Raw genomic sequence first — 21,706 nt, 5'->3', positions numbered from 1 at the left:
AGCAGGCCGCGGGTGCCAGACTGGGGGCCATGATTGAACACGTGGCTGAACCCGGGTGGGTCGACGTCGAGCGTTACCTGACTGACGTCGTCGTGCGTCCTGAGCCTGCCCACCGGCGCGCGGTGGATTCCGCGCTTGAGGCGGGCATGCCCGCAATCGAGGTAGCGCCCAATGCAGGCAAGCTTTTGAGGATGCTCGTGCAAATGACAGGGGCCAGACGCGTACTTGAGATCGGCACGCTGGCCGGATTCAGCAGCATCTGGATGGCCCAGGGACTGCCCGACGACGGCAGGATCGTCACGTGCGAATACCTCCGGAAGCATGCCGACGTAGCGCGTGCCAACCTCGATGCCGCCGGCGTGGGGCACAAGGTGGACATCCGGGTGGGCGCTGCCTTGGACACGCTTCCAACGCTGGCCGGGCAGGAATCGTTCGACCTTGTCTTCATTGACGCAGACAAGGAAAACGATGCCAACTACCTCGACTGGGCCATCAGGCTTGGCCACCCGGGGACGGTGATCGTGATGGACAACGTGATCTGGGACGGGGCCATCCTGGAGCCGGGCCGGGATGAAACCAACGCGCCGGGGATCGTGAAGGCCTTGGAAATGATGGGCCAGGACCCGCGTCTGGATGCCACGGCCATCCAGACGGTTGGCAGCAAGGGTTGGGACGGCTTCGCGATCGCACGGGTGCTTTAGGTGGATTTCACGCTTCGCCCTGCAACGGTGGATGACGCTGTGCCCATGGCCGCCATGCATCTCCAGTCCTGGCGGGAAAGTTACGGGCATCTGCTGCCGCGCGAGTTCTTCGAGCGACAGGAAGCGGGGCTGGCCCGACGCGCCGACAAATACCGGGAGTCCATTGCGGCCGGTCACACCCGGATGCTGGCCTTCGGCCCTGACGGGGATCTTGTGGGACTGGGCGCCGCCGGTGAAGGCAGGGATGATGACCGCCCCTGCGACGTGGAGCTGTTCATGCTTTATACCTTGGAGCGCATCCACGGCCGCGGAGTTGGGCAGGCTTTGGTGGATGCCTTGATCGGGGACGGCCCGGCTTATCTGTGGGTACTCGACGACAATCCGCGGGCACAGGCTTTCTACCGCCGCAACGGTTTCGTCCCTGACGGCACACGCCAGCTGTGCGACCCGTCCTGGTACTCGCTGCCGGAACACAGGATGGTGCGTCCCGACGTCGAATCCTGACTCAGCGTTCTCTGTCCTCGGGCTGTCCGACCTCAACAGGCGCGTCCGGCGGCGTCTCAAGAACGGGCGGCGCGTCGAGCAGGCTGGGAGGTTTGGGCACCCGAGTGAGCAGGAGGAAGACAACTGTCAGCCACGCGACTGCCGCAGTCAACACCTCCGCCCAGACAGACGCTTCAACGTTCATGATGCGATCATATGGCTCAACCGGCCCAATCTGTAAGTATCCTTACTAATATGTGACCGAACCGGGTAATACGGCATTCCACTAGGCTGGGGGCATGAACCAGGCGGGATGTAAATAGTGGCAAAACGCGTAAAAAGATCGACGGCGGGAGTCGTCGAGGTGCCTTCCGGCGCCCGCCCCGTTGGTCCGGTGGAAGGCGTGTACTACATCGACACGGGCGACTGTGAATTGCTTCAGGACCAGGACAACTCCAACGGGTGGCTCTTGAAGATCAACGGCGTCATGAGTTCGCACATTGATCTCGCGGATCCCCTTTTCCTGGACTTTGAGTACATGCGTTGGATCGCCGCCCTGGTGGAATCGCGATGGCCGCGGGAGCACAAACCGAAGCTGCGCGCACTCCATCTGGGTGGGGGAGCGTGTTCGATGGCACGGTACTTCCACTCGGCGTATCCGGAAGCCCGGCAGGTCGTCGTCGAACTCGACGGCAAGCTGGCCGACTACGTCCGCGGCTGGTTCGACCTGCCCAAGGCGCCGTTGCTGCGGATCCGCGTGGGCGAAGCCCGGGCGGTCACCGAGTCCCTCACTCCTGATACGCGTGACCTCATCATCCGTGACGTCTTCGCAGGCGCTTTCACGCCGCGCGCCCTGACTACGCGGGAATTCACGGCCCACGCCGATGCTGTGCTGGCCGCTGACGGGCTGTACGTGGTCAATTCCGGCGACGCGCCGGACTTGAAGAATGCCCGGGCCGATGCCGCCACCATCGCCGACACCTTCGAGCACACCATGATCATCGCCGACCCCGCCATGCTCAAGGGGCGTCGTTACGGCAACATGATCATGGCCGGCAGCCATGTCCCGTTCGGTGATGATCCAACGCTGGCCCGGAGGTTGCTGGGCGGCGGCGTGCCCGCCCACATTTGGGACGACGCCAAGGTCCGTGCCTTCGCCGCAGGAACCCCCGTCCGCCACGATCCCCCCACCGACTAACCCACCCCCATTGGAGTTTTTGTACAGATAACGCCCTTATAAACGGCTTTTAAGGCCATTATCTGTACAAAAACTCCATGGGAGGGGGCTAGTTGCGGCTCAGGGAACTGTTCCAGGCCTCCCAAAGGTGCGCGTACCGGCCGCCAGCTTCCACCAGTTCCTGGTGCGGGCCGGACTCGACGATCGCACCATGCTCCATCACCACCACAGTGTCCGCTGAGGCCGCTTGTGACAGGCGATGCGCAATCACTACTGACGTCCTGCCGGCCAGTGCTGCCTCCGCGGCCTGATCCAGCATGGTGGCCGACCCCGTTCCGGCCTCCGCCGTGGCTTCGTCCAGTACGGCGATCGGGGGATCCTTCAACAACAGCCGGGCAAGGGCCAGCTGCTGCGCCTGCTCGGGAGTTGGCTGGTGGCCGCCGGCGCCTACTAAAGTTTCCAGTCCGTCGTCGAGCGTGTCCACCCAGGTAGCCCCAACAGCCCGCAGCACGCGCGCGATGTCCCCGGCAGAGGCTTCGGGCCTGGCCAGGCCAAGGTCCTCGGCGAGCGTCCCGGAAAAGACGTGCACTTCCTGGCTGACCATCGCGATCTGCCGATGCAGTTGCGCGGCGGGCGCGGACGCGGCGTCCACCCCGCCTACCCGCGCCGTCCCGCTCTGCGGGTGCTCCAAGCCCATGATCACCTTGGCCAGGGTGGTCTTGCCGGCCCCCGAGGTTCCCACGATCGCCATGCGCTCTCCAGGGCGCACGGTGAGGGAAACGCCGTTGAGGGCCGGGCGTTGGCCGGGGTAGGCGAACGTCACGTTGTCCAGGACGATGCCCGACGCTTCCCACGAATCAGGGGAAACCCACGGAGCAGGGGAAACGGACGCTGCGCCCGGGCTGGTTACAGCGGACTGCGTCAGCCCGAACATCCGGCCCAGACCGGCGGAGGCTTTCTGGAGTTCGTCGAACTGCCCCAGGACCACACCAATGGGATCGAACAAGCGGTAGAAATACAGTGCGGCGGCGGTGGCCGCACCGATGCTCACGGCGCCCTCGGCGTGGAGCAGGAAACCAACCAGCAACACGGCGGACAGGCCAATGAGTTCGGCCAGGTTCAGGCGGTTGTAGAAGCGGGTCAGGTAGCCCACGCCGCGTAGCGAATGACCAATATTCTCGTGCGATGCAGCCGCAACCAGGCCAGCGTGCCGCTCGCCCAGACCCAACGCCACCACCGACGGTGAACCGTGCACGGTTTCGATGATTTGCTCGGTCCGCCGTGCCTCCGTGATCCGCACGGTCCGGTAAATGGGGGCGGTGCGCCGGAGGAACCACCGCAGTGTGAGGATCTGCAGGGGCGCAGCAATCAGCACCGCAACCGCGAAACGCCAATCGATCACGCCCAGGCCCAGCAACGTCACACCAATGGTGAAAGCTACGCTGGTAAAGGCCGGCAACACCCCGGAGATCGCCTCGCTGACGGCCTCCACATCGCCGGAAACGCGGGCCACGACGTCGCCGATCCCCGCCTTTTCGAGCTCCGGCAGCGGCTTGTGGACCGCTGCGGCGAACACTTCCTCCCGCAATCCGGCCAATGCTTCCTCGCAAATCCGGGCCAGCAGGTTCTGGCCCAGAACGCCCAGGAGGGCAGCCAAACCGCCGGCCACCAGCAAGGCACCGGCGAGCCACAGCAACCACATGACGTCTCCGCCCGAGGCCGCGATGTTGACCATCACCCCCAGGATTGCCGGTGCCGCCAGGCCGCAGCAAGACGCCGCCAGCAACACCAGAATGGTCAGCGTGAGCCTTCCCGGGCGCTGCGCCAGAAGCCGCAACATGGCCTTCCGGGTCTCACGGGGCGAGGCAATGGGAAGAATCTCCGCGCTCACGAGCCCACCACGTGACGGTAGCCGGCGGACGTGGCAAGGAGTTCGCGGTGCGTGCCGGTTTCCGGCGGTCCATCCGCGTCCGCTATCACCACCCGGTGACAGACTGCGAGCAGCGTTGGGCTTGTGGTCACCAGGACCAGCGCTTTGTCCGGAAAGTTCCGCAGGCCGTCCGCGATCATGGCTTCCGTAGCGGTGTCGACGGCGGTTGTTGGGTCGTGCAGGACCAGGACCGGTTGTTTCTGGTGCAGTGAGCGGCCCAGGACCAGCCGCTGCCGCTGGCCACCGGACAGGCTTTGGCCGTGACCTGTCAGTACGGTTTCGGTGCCCTCCGGCAGTTGGGAGACAAAATCCCCGACGGCGGCAGCGGCCATGGCGCGGTCCTCGAGTTCGGTGCCGGCTACTGACATGTTGTCGCGGACTGTGCCATGGAACAGGACGCCTTCATGGTTGTCGGCAAAGATTTTGGAGCGGACCAGGCTGGGGTCGAGCCCGCCCGCATCGCGGCCATTAACGGACACCAGTCCCGGCGGTGCGGGTGTACGGCAGCCGAGGGTGTCCACCAAAAGCCTGGCTTTCGTGCTGTCCGGAAGGACGACGCCCACGATTTCCCCGGCTGCCGCCGTGAAGGAGGGCAGGCCACTGCCGGGCGTTCCGCCATGGAGCTCGAGCAGCGGGGCTGGCTCTCCCGGATGGGTGAGGGGCGCCGCTGACCCGGCGTCCGGCGTCGTGCGTTCTGCGTTCCCGAGGGTGGGAACCGCATCAGCTGCCGGGATGGCGGCCGGTTCCTCCAGCACTGCTGCAATGCGTGCTGCCGAGGCGCGCTTGCGGGCGAGTTCCACGCTGAGGAATCCGAGCCACGTCATTGGTCCCTGCACAAACTGGGCCACCCCTACAACCGCCACCAACTGTCCCACGGTGATGCTGCCTTGGACGGCGAACCAGGCGGCGAAGAAAGCAATGCCGGCCAGGAACGCAGCGGAGAGGGCCGAGCTGGCTCCCGTGTAGGCGGACTTCGCGCGGATGGCCTTCAACGAAGAGGTCAGTGAGTCCCGGCTGGCGGAACGGTAGCGCGTGATGGCAGCGTCCTCGGCGCCGAGGCCTTTCAGCGGACGGGATCCGGTGATGAAGTCGGTGGCCAAGGCTCCGGCTCGTGCGGCCGTGGATTGCTCTACATCGCTGCGGTTTTCGAGTGGTTTGGTGAGTCGGTGCATCACCAGCAGCATCACCGGTGTTGCCAGGAGGACGGCCAGTCCCAACGGCACCGAAATCAGCAGGAGCGTGACCGCTGATGTGACCAGTCCGGCTGCTGCAGCAAAGCCGCCGCCGATCAGCCAGGAAAGCCCTGCGACCCTGTCGGCGTCGGAGGAGGCGATGGCGACGATCTCACCGGGTGCGCGTCGGCTGGCCATTCCGCGGTGGTGAAGGGTGCGTTCCACCACCAACTGGCGCAGGTCGTGGGAGCCGTAGTTGAAGGAGCGCTCGGTGGCCAAGGTTCCCAGCCGCCATGACAGCGCCAGCACCACGAAGACCGCAGCCAGTGCACCAAGCCACCCAAGGAGGGCGCCGGCGTCGTTCGGTTGTATCGCGTTGTCCACTGCGGCGCCGATGGTGGCCGGCACCAAAGCTTCACTGACCTGGTGCAGGGCCAGTCCGGCGCAGCCTCCAAGCAGGAGCTTCCAGCGGCCGTTCGCGAACAAAGCGAAGGTGAAGATGCGGGAAACCTTCCATGGGGCTTGCTTGTTACGCCCGGGCGGGCAGGACAAAAGAGCGGATCTGGAAGGCATGCTTACCATAGTAAGGCTCACCTAACTTCAAGAAGGCCAGATGACCAGCCAAGCCGTATCGCAATCCGGACAGACCGCACCGCTGGTCCGCGGCGTTCACACCGGATACTTCGAGTGCGCCACGCCAGCCACCTGGACGGAACACGTCCACGATTGCCATGAGCTGCTCTGGGGTGCCCGTGGGGTGCTCACCGTGGAAGCCGATGGGGGATTCTTCGCGGTCCCTGCAACGCTGGGTTTGTGGATCCCCGCAGGCGTGGTCCATGCCGTGAAATCCACCCAGGGCACGGGGTTCTATTGCTCGCACATTGACGCCGAAGTGGCGCCCGCGTTGACTGGCCGGACCGTGGCTGTCACTGTCCCTGCGGCTGCCCAGGAACTGCTGCGGCACATGAGCACCTTTGACATGGATGATTCAACCCGGGAGCGTTCCGGGCATGTGGTGGTGGGTTTGCTGGATGTGGTGGATGCGCGGCCGATGCTGTTGCCCATGCCCACTGATCCGCGTCTGGAACTCATCGCCCGCGCCCTTCTGGACGATCCCGCCCTGGACCGCTCGCTGGAGGAATGGGGCGCGGTGGTGGCCATCAGTGTGCGCAACCTTTCCCGCCTGTTCCACAAGGAAACCGGGATGACGTTTGCGCAGTGGCGCATCCATGCCAGGGTCCGGGTGGCGCTGGGATTGCTCGCGGCAGGCTACCCGGTGTCCTCGGTCAGCAGGAGGGTGGGCTACAACAATCCCAGCGCCTTCGTGCAGGTGTTCAGGAAGGTGATGGGGCACACTCCGGGCTGGTATGTGGCATGGCTTAAGGCCGGAAACCACCACTCTCTGGCCGGTTCGGAATAGAATCCGGCGGTTTCCTTTGATCACTCGTTGTTAGGGTAGGAATACCTAACTTCGGCGGTCCGCCGTGAAACCAGCGGCCGCTACCGGGAGCTTCCCCGCCTCCCCTGAGAATCATAAGGACCGCAGTGATTTCACGCCCAAAAACCATGTTTGCCGCCTTCGCGGCCCTGGCGTCCGCCGCCCTTCTCCTCAGCGGCTGCGCCACCACCGACGCCAACGCCAGCGCCAAGTCGGAAACCCGCACCGTCACCAGTGAAGTCAAGGAAGTCAACATTCCAGCAGAGCCCAAGAAGGCCCTGGGCATGTACACCACGGACCTGGACATGCTGATCACCCTTGGAATTCCACTGGCAAGCCAGCAACCCATCCGGGACAGCGGCTACAAGGGTTTCCCCTACTTCTTCGACCAGAAGGCCCTCGAAGGAATCACCCCGTTCACCAACTACCCGGAGTTCAACTTCGAGGCCATCCTCAAAGCCCAGCCGGACGTCATTCTCAACGGCCTGGGCTACGAGGAGGAGCTTGACGGCAAGCTCTCCGACATCGCTCCTACCTATACGTTCAACGGCTTCGACGGCAGCGACTGGCGCACCAAGTTCAAGACAGTGGCTGAGGCTTTCGGCAAGACCGGTGAGTACCAGGCGTGGATGGACAAGTACCAGGCCAAGGTTGACGACGTAAAGAAGCGCCTGGCCGAGGCCGGCAAGAGCGACCTGGTGATTGGCCCGGTGGACTACTACGAGGACCAGGTGACGGTCAGCTGCTACGGAACGCCATGCCTGGTCATCAAGGACCTGGGCCTGAAGGTTTCCCCGCTCGCGGACGGTGAAGGCGCCAAGCTAAGCGCCGAGCAACTCGAGCAGCTCAACGGAATCGACGCCATCATCACCACCGAAGTTCCCGAGAAGGGTGGTGCCAACCCGGATGCCTTCGCCCCGCTGGCCAATAACAAGCTCTGGACCTCGCTGCCATTCGTTGCCAACAAGCAGATCCACACGTACGACCTTGAGATGATCTACGGCTCCCCGAGTGGCCAGTACGCCCTGCTGGAGAAGTTCGAAAAGGCGCTCCTGTCATGATGAGCATCTACCGTGCGGAGGTCGTTTCCACGCGGCCGCTCACACCGGGGATGGTCCGCATCACCTTTGGCGGACCCGGGCTGGCAGGCTTTGACAGCACGGGAATCGGCGACGAATACCTCCGCGTGTTCCTTCCCGATCCCGGCACCCACCAGGCCCGGCTGCCCATCTCCACCGGAGATTCCTGGGACTGGGAGCCCGGCGTCGAGCCATCCGCCATGCGGACCTACACCGTCCGCGCTGTGGATGCGGCCGCCGGAACGGTGGACATCGACTTCGTAGTTCACGACGGCGGATTGGCAGCTTCCTGGGCGCAGCGGGCCCAGGTGGGTGACGTCGTCGGGCTTAATTCCCCAACCGGCCTGTACGAACCGCCGGCGGACCTTCAGTGGCAGATCCTGTTGGCCGACGCTACCGGTCTTCCGGCTGTTGCCAGGCTCGTGGAGCAGACACCGCCAGGTGTACGGACCAGGGTGCTGATCGAAGTGGAGGATGCCTCGCACCAACAGGATCTCGTCCTCGGCGCAGGAACAGAGCTCGCCTGGATCCACGGCGGGAACGGCCACAGCCAGTCCCAGCTGGAGGATGTGCTTCGTTCCGTGGAGCTGCCCGGCGGGGTGGGCTACATCTGGGTGGCCGGCGAGACCAAGGTCCTGCGCGGGATCCGCAAGTACCTCCGGCATGAGAAGAAGCTCACGCCCGAGTCCTACAAGCTGATCGGCTACTGGACGGACAAGAGCGAAGCCTGGGAGGAGCGCTGGGGCAGCCTCGACGCCGAGACCCGGCGCTGGTTCGACGAACTCTGGACGAACGGGAAACGGGACCACGAGGAAACCGTGGACCTGCAGGACGCCAAGTTCGAACTGTTGGGGTTGTAGTGTCGGCTGGAACCCTGGCTCGGGCGTCTGAAGCGTCCGCGCCTGCCGCCCGTCACGGGACTCCGGGCCTGATGGCCGTGAACCGGTACAGGTTGCTGGGCTTGCTCACATCCGTTGCCGCGCTGGTCCTTGTCCTGTGGCTGAGCCTGGTGGTGGGGTCCAAGGACGTGGACCTGGGCAACCTCTGGCCAGCCATCACCGCCTATGATGGCTCACCGGAGCACGTGATCATCCACGATCTCCGACTTCCCCGGACCGCCACAGGCGTGGTGGTCGGGGTGGCACTGGGCCTCTCCGGTGCACTGATCCAGGCTTTGACCCGCAACCCGCTGGCGGACCCAGGCATCCTGGGCGTCAACGCGGGCGCAGGCTTCTTCGTGGTCCTGGGGGTGGCGCTGTTCGGAGTCACCAGCATCCAGGAATACATCTGGTTCTCGTTCTTTGGGGCGGTAGTGGCCACTGTGGCTGTGTACTTCATCGGGTCACGGGGGAGGGGCGGGGCAACCCCGCTCCGCCTCACCCTTGCCGGAGTTGCCTTGGGGGCAGTCCTCGGCGGCATCTCCTCCGGTATCACCCTGCTGCGCCCTGCCGTGTTCGACAGCATGCGCAGTTGGAGCGCCGGTACCTTGAGCAACCGCACTTGGGAAATCTTCACCACGGTGGCGCCGTTCATCCTGGTGGGAACGGTGATCGCACTGTGCATGGCCAGGTCGTTGAACGCCGTGGCCATGGGTGATGACACAGCCACCTCGCTCGGTGCCAATATCCGGGGCACCCGGATCTGGACCATCATTGCCGTGACCCTTCTCTGCGGTGCCGCCACGGCAGCGGCCGGGCCCATCGGATTCGTCGGGCTCATGGTCCCGCACGTGGTCCGATGGATCGTAGGCCCGGACCAGCGCTGGATCCTGGCCTACACACTGGTGCTCTCGCCCGTGCTGCTTCTGGTTTCGGACATCCTGGGCAGGCTGGTCCTGCGCCCCGGTGAAATGCAGGTCGGAATCATCACGGCATTCGTGGGAGCCCCCGTCCTCATCTGGCTCATCCGACGCCGGAAAGTGAGCACCTTGTGAGCAGTATCGATTTCGGTCGGCGGACCTTTGCCGTACGCCGCTTTGACGGGCGCCTCTCACTCCGAGTGGATGTCCGCACCCTGGTTGTCACCGCCGTCCTGGTAGCCGCCGCCCTGGCGCTCGCCGTCGTCGCCCTTGGCCTTGGCGAGTTCAGCATCGGGCTACCGGACGTCGTTTCGGCACTGTTGGGACAGTCCAGCGGCGCCGTGCACATGGTGGTGGTGGAGTGGAGATTGCCACGTGTCCTCCTGGCCCTGATATTGGGGGCGGCCATGGGGGTCAGCGGGGCAATCTTCCAATCACTGACCCGGAACGCGCTGGGCAGCCCGGACGTGATCGGTTTCAACACCGGCGCCTATACGGGTGCGCTGGTGGTCATCCTGCTGATGGGCGGCGGCTATTTCGCGGTGTCCGCTGGTGCGCTGGTGGGTGGGCTGGTCACTGCGGCACTCGTTTATCTGTTCGCCTACAAGAGGGGTATCCAGGGGTTCCGGTTGATCATCGCCGGCATCGCGGTCAGCGCCATGCTGGCATCCGTGAACACATGGATGATCCTCAAGGCCTCGCTGGAACAGGCAATGTCAGCGGCCGTTTGGGGTGCCGGTTCGTTGAACAAGATCGGCTGGGAGCAGGTGCTGCCGGTGGTGATCGTTTTTTTGGTGCTGCTGTTCGTGTTGTCCCTTTACGGCAGGCGGTTGGGCCTTTTGGAAATGGGCGACGACGCCGCCAGGGCCTTGGGCGTCCGACTGGAAGGTTCGCGGCTGGTCCTGGCAGTGGTGGGCGTGGCGTTGACCGCGATGGTCACCGCTGCGGCGGGACCAATTGCCTTCATTTCCCTGGCCGCCCCGCAACTGGCGCGCAGGCTGACCAGATCGGCTTCGGTGGGAATGGTTCCCTCGGCCGCCATGGGCGCGTTTCTCCTGGTGGCCAGCGACATCGTGGCGCAGAACCTCTTCGCCCCGGTCCAACTGCCCGTGGGCGTGGTGACTGTCAGCATCGGCGGCTGCTACCTCGTGTGGCTGCTTGCCCGTGAGGTGAAACGGCAATGACTTTCAAGGAGATGGCAATGACTGAAGTTCCGGCTGCACCTGTAATGGAGGGTGCGTGTGCCGGCCGGCCTGCCCGGCTCAGCGCTGAGGGGGTGAGCCTGGGCTACGCCGGACGCACCGTGTCTTCGGCGCTCGACGTCAGCATCCCGGATGGCGAGTTCACGGTGATTGTGGGCCCGAATGCCTGCGGCAAGTCCACTTTGTTGCGGGCACTGTCCCGGCTGCTGGAACCGGCGTCCGGGGCCGTGCTCCTGGACGGCAAGGGCATCTCCTCCTTTGGCGCCAAGGAAGTCGCCCGCCGGCTGGGCCTGCTGCCGCAGACTTCCATCGCACCGGACGGCATCACCGTGGCGGACCTCGTGGCGCGCGGCCGCTACCCGCATCAGAAGCTGCTCCGCCAGTGGTCCGAGGCCGACGAAGCCGCGGTTGTTGCCGCATTGGATGCAACCAACGTCACGGAGCTGTCCGGGCGTTTGGTGGATGAACTCTCCGGCGGTCAGCGGCAGCGCGTGTGGGTGGCCATGGTCCTCGCCCAGCAGACTCCCTTGTTGCTACTGGACGAGCCCACAACCTTCCTGGATATCGCCCATCAGATTGAGCTCCTGGACTTGTTCCGGCGCTTGAATGGCGGAGGCAACACCCTGGTGGCCGTGCTCCACGACCTGAACCACGCCTGCCGCTACGCCACGCACCTGATCGCCATGAAGGACGGGGCCGTGGTTGCCGAGGGCCGGCCCGCCGATGTGGTGACCGCGGAGTTGGTGGAGCACGTGTTCGGCCTGCCGTGCATGGTCATCGACGACCCCGTCAGCCACACGCCCCTGGTGATTCCGCTCTGATCCCTCCCCGCGAGATGGCATTTGATGACAATGTTTGTGCCTCGGATTGTCATTAAGTGCCACCTCGGCGCTCAATCCGCCCCCAGCAGCTCCTTCCGGCGGCTCTCCGTCTCCTCGCGCAGGGCCTGCACGACGGCGGCTACCGCGGGGCGGCGCATGGAGTCGGGGCGGAGGACCATCCAGTAGGGGAGGAGCTCGGCGAAGTCTTCGGGGAGGAGCCTCACCAGGTCCGCGTGCCGGTCCGCCATGAAGCACGGCAGGAAGCCAACGCCTGCCCCGGCCCGTGTCGCTTCCACATGCACGAACACGTTGGTTGAACTCAGCCCGTCCCGCATGGTGGGCACCAGCCTTCGGGGCGCATCCAGATCGTCCACCTGCAGCATCGAATCCACAAAGTAGACCAGTTGGTGCTGTGTGAGCTCCTCGACGCTGGAGGGAGTCCCGTGGTCTGCCAGATAGGCGCGGGAGGCGTACATCCCCAGCCTGTACTCGCCCAGCCGGAGCGCCTCGGCCCGGTGTACCTGCGGCGTCCCCACCACCACCTCGATGTCCAGCCCGGACCTCTGCTGCAACGCCCGCCTCGTCACCGTCACGATTTCGACGCTGAGGCCAGGGTGTGAGGTCCGAAGCCGGGCAACCGCCGGTGCCGCGATATAGGCGCTGAAACCATCAGTTGCGGTCATGCGTACGACGCCGGTAATCGGGTCGGGTGCGCGGTCGCTCGGTCCCAGGGCGCTCACCGCAGCTTCGATGCGTTCGGCGACCAGTACGGCTTCGGCGCCCAGGTCCGTCACCTCCCAACCACCGGCCGCACGCGCGAGGACCCGGCCGCCCAGCGCCTTCTCCAGCGCCGCAATCCTGCGCGAAACGGTGGTGTGGTTCAGTCCCAACGCTTGGGCCGCCGTCGTGAATTTTCCTGAACGTGAGACGGCCAGGAAGATGAGAAGGTCGTCCGGATTTGGATTCATATCTGCAATTCTGCACACCTAAGGTGCCTTATTGGTCATTGAGGCATAACGAATCTGCGGCAATACTCAGTGGAGCATTTCGTGTTGTGGTTCACATCACGTTCAAAAGGGTCGAAGAAGACACTGAGGAGATGGATATGAGCGTAGAGCAGCGCTCCGCATCAAAAGCCGGAAAAGACTCCGGCAAAGGCTCCGGCCTGAAGAAGATCGTCGCGGCCTCAATGGTGGGCACCGTGGTGGAGTGGTACGAGTTCTTCCTGTACGCCACCGCCGCCACATTGGTGTTCGGCAAGTACTTCTTCCCGAGCACCGGCAACGAACTGGACGGCATCATCCAGGCCTTCATCACCTACGCCGTCGGCTTCGTCGCCCGGCCCTTGGGCGGCATCGTATTCGGCCAGATCGGCGACAAACTCGGCCGCAAGCCCACGCTGCAGCTGACCATCGTGATCGTGGGTGTCTCCACGTTCCTGATGGGCTGCCTCCCGGGCTTCGTCGAAATCGGCTACTGGGCCCCGGCGATGCTGGTGGCTCTCCGCTTCATCCAGGGCTTCGCGCTCGGCGGCGAGTGGGGCGGCGCGGTCCTGCTGGTGGCTGAGCACAGCCCCAACAAGTCGCGCGGTTTCTGGTCCTCCTGGCCGCAGGCAGCCGTGCCTGTTGGCAACTTGCTGGCCACGCTGGTGCTGTTCGTCATGTCCACCACGCTCAGCAGCGAAGCGTTCCTCGGCTGGGGCTGGCGCGTAGCGTTCTGGCTCTCCGCAGTGATCGTGTTCGTTGGCTACTACATCCGCACCCACGTCACCGAAGCCCCGATCTTCCTCGAAGCCAAGGCACAGGTGGAGGAATCCAAAGCCATCAGCTACGGCGTCGGCGAAGTCATCCGCAAGTACCCCAAGGGCATCCTCCAGGCCATGGGACTCCGTTTCGCCGAGAACATCATGTACTACCTGGTGGTCAGCTTCGCGATTGTGTACCTCAAGAGCGTCCACAAGTACGACACCTCCTCGCTCCTGCTGGCACTCCTGATCGCCCACGTGATCCACTTCCTGGTGATCCCGCAGGTCGGCCGCCTGGTTGACTCCTGGGGCCGCAAGCCCGTCTACCTGATCGGTGCCATCACCGGTGCGGTCTGGCCGTTCTTCGCCTTCCCCATGTTCGACACCAAGAACGCCGTGATCATCGTGCTCGCCGTGACCATCGGCCTGTGCCTGCACGCCTTCATGTACGCCGGACAGCCGGCCATCATGTCCGAGCTCTTCCCCACCCGCATGCGCTACTCCGGTGTTTCGTTGGGCTCCCAGGTGACGTCCATCTTCGCCGGCTCGCTCGCGCCGTTGCTGGCGACCCAGTGGCTCAAGGACACCGGCTCGTGGCTCCCCACCGCGATCTACCTGGTGGTCGCCTGCGCGATTACCGCCGTCGCCGTCATTTCCTTGAAGGAAACCAAGGGCATCGCCCTCGAATCCGTGGACGAGGCCGACGCCGAGCGCCACGGACTGACAACCGCCGCGAAAGGCTAATGAGATGGACAACTCCTTGAACGGACGCAAAGCGCTGGTGACCGGAGGCGCGAGCGGAATCGGGGCCGCCTGTGCCCGTGCGCTCGCCGCCCGCGGGGCGAAAGTAGTAGTGGCCGACGTCGATGCCTCCGGAGCCGCGGCCCTCGCCGACGAGCTGGGCGGCACGGCTTGGACGGTGGACCTGCTCGACGTGGACGCCCTGTCCGCGCTGAGCCTGGACTGCGACATCCTCGTCAACAACGCGGGCATCCAGAAAGTCGCACCGATCGAGGAGTTCGATCCATCCGAATTCCGGCGGATCCTGGCCTTGATGCTGGAGGCCCCGTTCCTCCTCATCCGGGCCGCCCTGCCGCACATGTACGCCAACGGCTTCGGCCGCATCATCAACGTCTCTTCAGTGCACGGGCTCCGGGCTTCCGCCTACAAGAGCGCATACGTTTCGGCCAAGCACGGGCTTGAGGGGCTCAGCAAAGTCACGGCCTTGGAGGGTGGCGAGCACGGGGTCACGTCCAACTGCATCAACCCCGGCTACGTCCGCACGCCGTTGGTGGAGAAGCAGATCGCCGACCAGGCCCGGCTCCACGGCATCCCCGAGGCAGAGGTGCTCGCCAAGGTGATGCTTACCGAGTCCGCCGTGAAACGGCTGGTGGAGCCTTCCGAGGTGGCGTCCCTGGCGGCCTGGTTGGCCTCCGACGACGCCGGTATGGTCACCGGCGCGAGCTACACCATGGACGGTGGGTGGTCGGCGAGGTAACGCCGGCCACCCCCGCCCCCGCCACACCCCCCCGCGAGATGGCAGTTAATGACAATGTTTGGCGCTCAGACTGTCATTAATTGCCATCTCGGCGCAGGAGGTGGGGGTGGGCGCGAGAATCAGGCCGTTTCGTCCACCAACTCGGCCCGGCGAAGGCCACCACCACGAACCCACAGCTTGTAGGCCACGAACAACAGCACCAGCCACGTTCCGCCCACATACAGGGCAACCCGGGTGTCCTCGAAAACGCCGAGGATCACGATCACCATCGCCATGAACGCCATGGTCAGGATGGACGCCGTCGGCCACAGCGGCGAACCGAATTCCGACGCCGGCAGGCCCGTGCGTTTGATTTCCCGCTTCATGGCCACGTGCGAAGCGAGGATCATCACCCACACCCACACGGTGGCGAAGGTCGCAATGGAGGCAATGACCAAGAAGACGTCTTCGGGGATCACGGCGTTCAGCACGACGCCCACCAGCAGAATGCCGCCCATCATCACCACGGTCATCCACGGAACGCCATGCCTGGAGATCTTGCCAAAGCTCTTGGGCGCATGCCCCTGCTGTGCCAGCCCAAACAGGATCCGGCCAGCCCCAAAGATGTCGCTGTTGATGGCGGACAACGCTGCGGTGATCACCACTGCGTTGAGAATGTGCGGTGCGGCGGGGATGCCCAGGCCATCGAAGATCTGCACGAACGGACTGCCGTTGCTGCCGATTTCATTCCACGGGAAGATGCTCATCAGCACGCCCAGGGTCAGCACGTAGAACAGCAGCACACGAACGGGCACTGTATTAACAGCCTGCGGAATGACCTTCTTTGGATCGGCAGCTTCGCCAGCGGTGATACCAATCGTTTCGATCCCGCCAAAGGCAAACATCACGACGGCGAACGCGGCCAGGAGCCCCTCGAAACCGTTCGGGAACAAACCGCCGTGGTTCACAAGGTTCCCCAGCCCCGGTGCTACGCCACCGCCGTCGGCCGTTTGGAAACCGAACACGACGATCGCTGCTCCACCAACGATCATGGCGATAATCGCCACCACCTTGATCAGTGAGAACCAGAACTCGAGTTCGCCGAACACCTTGACGCTCAGCAGGTTCATGGCCCCCAGGAACAGGATGATCGCGAGCACCCAGATCCATCTGTCCACCTGCGGGAACCAGAAGCCCATGTAGATACTGAAAGCAGTGACGTCGGCGATCGCCACGATGGCCATCTCGAACACGTACGTCCACCCGGTCACGAACCCGGCGAACGGGCCCAAATATCGGCTGGCGTACTGCCCGAAGGAGCCGGAGACCGGGTGTCGCACGGCCATTTCGCCGAGCGCGCGCATCACCATGAACACGGCTGCGCCACCGATGATGTAGGCCGGGAGTACGGCCGGTCCGGCTTTTTGAATGGCCGACGCAGAGCCGTAGAACAGGCCCGTGCCGATGGCGGATCCGAGTGCCATGAAGCGGATGTGTCGGACGTTGAGGCCCCGGCTGAGTGCCGTACCTGCGGCCTGGAGGACAGAGCTCTCCGCAGCCAGCTTGGTTTGTTGCATGGTAAAACCTTCTCGTCTTTGGGAGGGGATCGCTATCCAGCAGATCACTTTTGGCGGCTCTGTGATCGGACTCACGGGGCTTTGGTGTCTTTGATCGCAGACACTCCGGATCCCAGACAGTTTCCTGCTGGTAAATGTCATAGTTCCCGGTCGGATATGATGACCGCGGACAGGACTTCAACACGGTCAGGCATCCCTCGCACTCGCGTCGCCCCCCTTGAACTCTGTGCTGACTCGCATCTGTTACCTGGGGGACTCATGATTTCCGTAATCCGCACTACCCGACGCCGTTGGGCCGCTGCCGTTGTTGCCGTCGTGGCGGGGGCTTCCTTGCTCTTTGCCGCGCCCGCCCAGGCCTATGACATTCCGAAGTTCGAGGTCCCGAACGCGTCCCAGGCCCCAGTTCCGTTTGTGGAGCGGGCGAGCGACGCCGCTGGTGTCGTTGAACTGTGGAAGATCGGTGGCCCCGCCACCCGCGCCGCCGCCGCTGCAGCCCTGGTGGGTGGCGCTGATGCGATTCAGGATTTTCTCGACGGCGGCCAGGACGTCGCGCTGGCGGCCGACCGGAAGCAATTGGTCACCGAACTGACGTCGCGGGGGAGTGAGCACGTACGATCGGCGGCCGCTGAAATTCTGGCATCGAACGACCCTTCGAAGATCGACGAATTTCTGGCCATTGGGTGGGGCCAGACTTGGAGCGGTGATCTCAGGACTGCCGCGACCTACTTCCTCGAATACGGCAATGTCCACGTCGCACAGGCGGCTTCCGCGAGCCTGGACAACGGCGACGCTGCCATTGAGAAATTTGTCCTCGAAGGCTGGCGTGCCAAGGTCTTCATGACAGACCGCCAAGCGGCTTACGCAGTGCTTGCTTCGTCGAACGCCGCGGTTTCTGCGGCTGCGGAGGCAGCACTTAACACCGGTGATGGAGCTGTCGTTGCTGACTTCCTCCGATACGGCCAGTTTGTAGTCGCCGATCATGACGCAGAATCGTCGGCAGTTTCGGCGTTGCTGCAACAGGTCAAAACGGACATCGCATCCAACCCTGCTGGTGCTGCCGGCGTCGCTGACCGGGCCAAGACCGCCGTCGGGAAGGCCCGCAATACTGCAGCTGCCGCGAGGACCGCGGACACTGAGCGATTGATGGCGGACTGGAAGTTCCAGTCGACGCAGGCAAAGCCGCGCGCCATCATCGACGGTGCCACCATGAGCACCAACAAGCCTTTCCTGAAGGCTTTCGGAAGGGCAGCGCGGGAAGTGCCCGGACTTCTCACTACGCTGGCGGCGCCCGGAGCCGACCTCGACGCGCTGGCCAAGGAAGCCCGCCAGGCCACCTTGGATCTTGCTCTCGTGGGCACGCCTGAAGTCCGGAAATCCGCGGAAGCTGCCCTGCTTGGCGGAGACGCCGCCATCAAGGATTTCATCGCCGTGGGACACGATGCCGCATTCGAACTGGACGGGGCCGCCCTGGTCGCGGACCGGCAGCGAGCCTTCCAATACCAAGCGACCGGGGGCAAGTATCTCCAGGAAGCGGCTCTGAATGCCGTGAAGTCGACAAACCACGCAGACGTCCGCTTCTTCCTGGAATACGGATTTGCCATGGCGCAGGACCTCGATAATCGCATCTTCGCGTATCAGAAGCTGAACGATGCTGGACTCGAACTTCGGGTAGCCGCGAACCTCGCCTTGGAGGGAAGCCGGGCAGATACACATGCATTCGCTACCGTTGGGCAGTTTGCAGCCGCCGACCGGGACACCGCAACCGCCACCCACGTAGCCTCCATCGACGCCATGATTACCGAGCTCGCCGGGCTGGCGAACCAGGCAACGGTCGACGCCGGCAAGGCGGCTGACGCTGCGAAGTCCGCTCAAGCCGCGGAAGCCGCCCGTCAGGCCGAGGCCGCCCGCCAAGCGGGGAACTCCCCGTTTGCGTCGGGCGGTGTCGAGGCACCTCAGGGATTCGCAACCGGAGCAGCCCCGATCGTCATTCCGTGGCCGCGTGACTCAAGTGCCGCCGTCGGACTGGGCGAAACTGGTACACCCGCTGCCGCAGCAACACCGTCGGCCGCGCCGAGCATTTCCGTGCCCCCGGCAGCATCCGCCGCCCAGGGTTCCACGTCGGTAGACTCCCAGTCGCAGGAAGCGGCTGCTCCACTGGCTGCGTCCTCGACCGGGATAAGCGGGTGGACCATCGGGCTGATTGTGGCACTGGTGCTGGCAGCGGCCGGTGGCATCACCCTCCTGCTAAGGCGCAAGGGCGAAGCCGGGAAGGGCTAGCCCCAGCCAGCGCCTGAGCGCGGGGCCACCGTACGGTATCCCAGACGCCGATCCCCGTTTCCCCGCTGGTGTTCCCCCTCCAAAGGGTGCACGCTTGAGTACGGGATACCGGACAGTTTCGCGCGGTAGCCCTCAAGGACCCACAGCAGCGAGGAACAATGACCAGCACGCCAACCGCGCCCGGCAAAGCCACGTCCAAAGTCCCGGCTGCCGAAAACACCCTGCGCATCCTCAAGCTGTTGGCCTCGCGGCGGGGGCCCATGGCGGCGTCGAACATTGCCACGGCGCTTGGCCTGCCGAGGTCCAGCGTCTACCACCTGCTCGGTGTGATGGAGGCGAACGGCTTCGTCCTGCACCTGCACGAGGAACAGCGCTACGGACTGGGCATCAGCGCCTTCGAGCTCAGCTCCGCGTACTCGCGACAGGAGCCGCTGTCCCGCTTGGGCCGGCCCATGCTGGCTTCGCTTGTGGACGTGATCGGCGAGAGCGCACACCTGGCGGTGCTCCACGGCCGGGACGTCCTCTACATCGTGGAGGAACGCGCCAAGAACCGCCCAAGTCTGGTGACCGACGTCGGCGTTCGCCTTCCCAGCCACCTCACGGCAAGCGGCCGCGCGATCCTTGCTGCCCTGCCGAAGTCGCAGGTCAGGGCCCTTTACCCGAACGCCGCTGCGTTCACTTCCCGGCACGACGTCGAATTTCCCATCATGAAGTACTCGGCACTGTCATCCCATCTCGATCAGGTCCGGCAGCGCGGTTACGCCACCGAAAACGGCGAAATCACGCCGGGGTTCGGATCCATCGCCGTCCCCGTGACGGACCATGTTGGATGGCCGACGGCGGCAGTCGCCGTTACGTTCCTGGAGGACAAAGTGCCGGCTGAGCAATGGCCGGTACTGGCCGCACGGATCAGGAAAGCTGCCGACGAACTTTCCGTCCGGATCCACGGACGTCCGACGGCGGGCTGACGCGCCTTGCGGTGCGGGCGCGCCCTGCGTGCCGTCCGCTAACGGCCCTCGGCCTGCGGGCCGCCCGCTCCGGGCGAGTCGCGCTCAACCATGGCGCGGAACGTTTCGAGCTCACCGCGGAAACTGCCCCGGTAGGACCCCATGGCAAAGACCCGGCCGACCACCGAGGCCACCAAGCCACGGGTCTCGAACACCTGCTGGATGCGTGTCCCAGCCCCCTCCGGCGTGAAGGTGACGTCCGATTCGCCCTTGAGGATTGCGTTGCCGAACGTGGAACGGATGTGCCGTGGCCGTTCTGCTTCGATGACCTCCGTGGGGCTCGCCATGCGGCCAAACCACACCGTATAGCTGCTCCCGGCCTGGCCCGCGGAGCCGACACGGTCGGTCACCCGGGTGACGCCGCCGATCCACTCAATAAAGCGGTCCGGGTCCGTCCAGGCCTCGAAAACCCGCTCCGGGGGCGCTGCGACGAACGTGGACACTCGATACGTTGCCATGGGTCCAGCATGCGCGTATCAGCGACCGAAAGCGAGACCCTGCGCATGTCTGTAATACCGGACAGCACCCGTCAAAAAGCCGTTTCCGGCAACCGCGGAACAGGCTCTACTGGATACAGAAGATCTTTCACCCAGACATTTACCGAGAGATGAAGGAGCCATCATGGCACCCGCCGATTTCACTACTGGAGCCCGTCCGGTCAAGGCTGCCCGGGGTACTGAGCTTTCTGCCAAGTCGTGGCAGACCGAGGCGCCGCTGCGCATGCTGATGAACAACCTGGACCCGGAGGTTGCTGAGCGTCCGGATGACCTGGTGGTCTACGGCGGCACCGGCCGCGCTGTCCGTTCGTGGGCTGCCTTCGATGCGATCACCCGGACCCTGGAAACCATGGAGAAGGACGAGACCCTCCTGGTCCAGTCCGGCAAGCCGGTGGGCGTGTTCCGCACCAACGAGTGGGCACCGCGCGTGCTCCTGGCGAACTCCAACCTGGTGGGGGACTGGGCAACGTGGCCCGAGTTCCGCCGCCTCGAGGCCGAGGGCCTGACCATGTACGGGCAGATGACCGCGGGCTCGTGGATCTACATCGGCACCCAGGGCATCCTGCAGGGCACCTACGAAACGTTCGCCGCGGTGGGCGAGAAGCTCAAGGCCGACGGCCGCCACCCTGCCCCCGCGCCGGAGGGCTCCACCGAGGGACCGCTTGCCGGGACCCTGACCCTGACCGGTGGCTGTGGTGGCATGGGCGGGGCCCAGCCGCTGGCCGTGACCCTGAACGACGGCGCGTGCCTGATCATCGACGTCGACGAGACCCGCCTGCGCCGCCGCGCCGGGAAGCGCTACCTGGACGAGGTCGAAACGGACCTGGACACCGCGATCGCGAAGGTCAATGCGGCTAAGGCTGAGCGCCGTGGCTGGTCCGTCGGATACGTGGGTAACGCCGCCGAAGTCTTCCCGGAACTTTTGGCCCGCCATAAGGCTGGGGAGCTGACCATCGACGTCGTCACGGACCAGACCAGTGCGCATGACCCACTGTCCTACTTGCCGGAGGGCATCACGGTTCAAGAGTGGCACACCGAAGCAGAAGCTGATCCGGAAGGGTTCACGAAGAAGGCCCAGGCTTCCATGGCCCGGCATGTGCAGGCGATGGTGGAGTTCCAGGACGCCGGTGCCGAGGTCTTCGATTACGGCAACTCGATCCGTGACGAGGCCCGCAAGGGCGGTTATGACCGGGCGTTTGAGTTCCCCGGGTTCGTTCCGGCGTACATCCGGCCCCTGTTCTGCGAGGGCCTGGGCCCGTTCCGCTGGGTCGCCCTGTCCGGGGACCCGGAGGACATCCGCGTCACGGATGAAGCCATCAAGGAACT

At 64.6% G+C, this 21,706-nt stretch carries 20 protein-coding genes; 14 read left to right on the top strand and 6 right to left on the bottom strand.

Features of this window, described 5'->3' with window-relative positions; genetic code table 11:
* Window positions 1–29 precede the first annotated feature (29 nt).
* Together ACFUOZ_RS10020 and ACFUOZ_RS10015 are read left to right on the top strand one after the other, a co-directional pair.
* Window positions 30–701: an O-methyltransferase gene (locus ACFUOZ_RS10020; protein WP_377547454.1), complete on the top strand. Its 672-nt coding sequence runs from the start codon at window positions 30–32 to the stop codon at window positions 699–701.
* Window positions 702–1,205: a GNAT family N-acetyltransferase gene (locus ACFUOZ_RS10015; protein ID WP_377547452.1), complete on the top strand. Its 504-nt coding sequence runs from the start codon at window positions 702–704 to the stop codon at window positions 1,203–1,205.
* Between the two features lies 1 nt (window position 1,206).
* On the opposite strand, the gene ACFUOZ_RS10010 is transcribed toward ACFUOZ_RS10015, so the two are convergent.
* Window positions 1,207–1,389, bottom strand: coding sequence for a hypothetical protein (locus ACFUOZ_RS10010; protein ID WP_377547450.1), 183 nt, complete (start codon window positions 1,387–1,389; stop codon window positions 1,207–1,209).
* A 117-nt stretch (window positions 1,390–1,506) separates the two neighbouring features.
* Between ACFUOZ_RS10010 and ACFUOZ_RS10005 the strand changes: the two genes are divergently transcribed.
* A complete protein-coding gene (locus ACFUOZ_RS10005; protein ID WP_377547448.1) occupies window positions 1,507–2,382 on the top strand; it encodes a spermidine synthase in 876 nt (291 codons plus the stop codon).
* 88 nt (window positions 2,383–2,470) lie between these two features.
* Here the strand turns inward: ACFUOZ_RS10005 and ACFUOZ_RS10000 are convergent, their stop codons facing one another.
* Both ACFUOZ_RS10000 and ACFUOZ_RS09995 read right to left on the bottom strand, forming a co-directional pair.
* On the bottom strand, window positions 2,471–4,201 hold the full coding sequence (locus ACFUOZ_RS10000; RefSeq protein WP_377547826.1) for an ABC transporter ATP-binding protein: 1,731 nt from the start codon (window positions 4,199–4,201) through the stop codon (window positions 2,471–2,473).
* 47 nt (window positions 4,202–4,248) lie between these two features.
* On the bottom strand, window positions 4,249–6,036 hold the full coding sequence (locus ACFUOZ_RS09995; protein WP_377547445.1) for an ABC transporter ATP-binding protein: 1,788 nt from the start codon (window positions 6,034–6,036) through the stop codon (window positions 4,249–4,251).
* Window positions 6,037–6,076: 40 nt separating this feature from the next.
* Between ACFUOZ_RS09995 and ACFUOZ_RS09990 the strand changes: the two genes are divergently transcribed.
* The 6 genes from ACFUOZ_RS09990 to ACFUOZ_RS09965 all read left to right on the top strand — a co-directional run bounded on the left by ACFUOZ_RS09990 (window position 6,077) and on the right by ACFUOZ_RS09965 (window position 11,801).
* A complete protein-coding gene (locus ACFUOZ_RS09990) occupies window positions 6,077–6,883 on the top strand; it encodes a helix-turn-helix domain-containing protein (RefSeq protein ID WP_377547443.1) in 807 nt (268 codons plus the stop codon).
* Window positions 6,884–7,008: 125 nt separating this feature from the next.
* Window positions 7,009–7,962: an ABC transporter substrate-binding protein gene (locus tag ACFUOZ_RS09985; RefSeq protein ID WP_377547440.1), complete on the top strand. Its 954-nt coding sequence runs from the start codon at window positions 7,009–7,011 to the stop codon at window positions 7,960–7,962.
* The gene (locus ACFUOZ_RS09980) at window positions 7,959–8,840 is read left to right on the top strand and encodes a siderophore-interacting protein (RefSeq protein WP_377547438.1); all 882 of its coding nucleotides are present in this window, start codon (window positions 7,959–7,961) and stop codon (window positions 8,838–8,840) included. The genes ACFUOZ_RS09985 and ACFUOZ_RS09980 overlap by 4 nt, the downstream gene beginning before the upstream one ends.
* Entirely contained in the window at window positions 8,840–9,913 is a 1,074-nt protein-coding gene (locus ACFUOZ_RS09975; RefSeq protein WP_377547435.1) for a Fe(3+)-siderophore ABC transporter permease, read from the top strand. Before ACFUOZ_RS09980 ends, ACFUOZ_RS09975 begins: the two co-directional genes overlap by 1 nt.
* Window positions 9,910–10,962, top strand: a complete 1,053-nt coding sequence (locus ACFUOZ_RS09970) for a FecCD family ABC transporter permease (protein WP_377547432.1) — start codon at window positions 9,910–9,912, stop codon at window positions 10,960–10,962. The genes ACFUOZ_RS09975 and ACFUOZ_RS09970 overlap by 4 nt, the downstream gene beginning before the upstream one ends.
* A gap of 17 nt (window positions 10,963–10,979) precedes the next feature.
* Window positions 10,980–11,801, top strand: coding sequence for an ABC transporter ATP-binding protein (locus tag ACFUOZ_RS09965; RefSeq protein WP_377547430.1), 822 nt, complete (start codon window positions 10,980–10,982; stop codon window positions 11,799–11,801).
* 71 nt (window positions 11,802–11,872) lie between these two features.
* On the opposite strand, the gene ACFUOZ_RS09960 is transcribed toward ACFUOZ_RS09965, so the two are convergent.
* The gene (locus ACFUOZ_RS09960; RefSeq protein ID WP_377547428.1) at window positions 11,873–12,769 is read right to left on the bottom strand and encodes a LysR family transcriptional regulator; all 897 of its coding nucleotides are present in this window, start codon (window positions 12,767–12,769) and stop codon (window positions 11,873–11,875) included.
* Between the two features lie 137 nt (window positions 12,770–12,906).
* On the opposite strand from ACFUOZ_RS09960, the gene ACFUOZ_RS09955 reads away from it, so the two are divergent.
* Both ACFUOZ_RS09955 and ACFUOZ_RS09950 read left to right on the top strand, forming a co-directional pair.
* Complete coding sequence (locus tag ACFUOZ_RS09955) at window positions 12,907–14,289, top strand: MFS transporter (protein WP_377547425.1); 1,383 nt, start codon at window positions 12,907–12,909, stop codon at window positions 14,287–14,289.
* 4 nt (window positions 14,290–14,293) lie between these two features.
* Window positions 14,294–15,043, top strand: coding sequence for a 3-hydroxybutyrate dehydrogenase (locus tag ACFUOZ_RS09950; protein WP_377547423.1), 750 nt, complete (start codon window positions 14,294–14,296; stop codon window positions 15,041–15,043).
* Window positions 15,044–15,162: 119 nt separating this feature from the next.
* On the opposite strand, the gene ACFUOZ_RS09945 is transcribed toward ACFUOZ_RS09950, so the two are convergent.
* A complete protein-coding gene (locus tag ACFUOZ_RS09945; protein ID WP_377547421.1) occupies window positions 15,163–16,599 on the bottom strand; it encodes an amino acid permease in 1,437 nt (478 codons plus the stop codon).
* Window positions 16,600–16,857: 258 nt separating this feature from the next.
* Here ACFUOZ_RS09945 and ACFUOZ_RS09940 point away from each other — a divergent pair, with 258 nt between their 5' ends.
* A complete protein-coding gene (locus ACFUOZ_RS09940; protein ID WP_377547419.1) occupies window positions 16,858–18,876 on the top strand; it encodes an ALF repeat-containing protein in 2,019 nt (672 codons plus the stop codon).
* A gap of 158 nt (window positions 18,877–19,034) precedes the next feature.
* Window positions 19,035–19,844: an IclR family transcriptional regulator gene (locus ACFUOZ_RS09935; protein ID WP_377547417.1), complete on the top strand. Its 810-nt coding sequence runs from the start codon at window positions 19,035–19,037 to the stop codon at window positions 19,842–19,844.
* A gap of 38 nt (window positions 19,845–19,882) precedes the next feature.
* Here ACFUOZ_RS09935 and ACFUOZ_RS09930 read toward each other — a convergent pair whose 3' ends face one another.
* Complete coding sequence (locus ACFUOZ_RS09930; protein WP_377547414.1) at window positions 19,883–20,341, bottom strand: SRPBCC domain-containing protein; 459 nt, start codon at window positions 20,339–20,341, stop codon at window positions 19,883–19,885.
* A gap of 163 nt (window positions 20,342–20,504) precedes the next feature.
* Between ACFUOZ_RS09930 and hutU the strand changes: the two genes are divergently transcribed.
* Window positions 20,505–21,706, top strand: a 1,202-nt coding sequence (hutU, locus tag ACFUOZ_RS09925; protein WP_377547412.1) for a urocanate hydratase, incomplete at its 3' end; no start/stop codon positions are given.

It is taken from the genome of Paenarthrobacter sp. NPDC057355 (assembly GCF_042667405.1).
Classification (GTDB): Bacteria; Actinomycetota; Actinomycetes; order Actinomycetales; family Micrococcaceae; genus Arthrobacter.
Note: the sequence above shows the minus strand (reverse complement) of the source record. Positions and strands in the feature narration are given on the sequence as shown.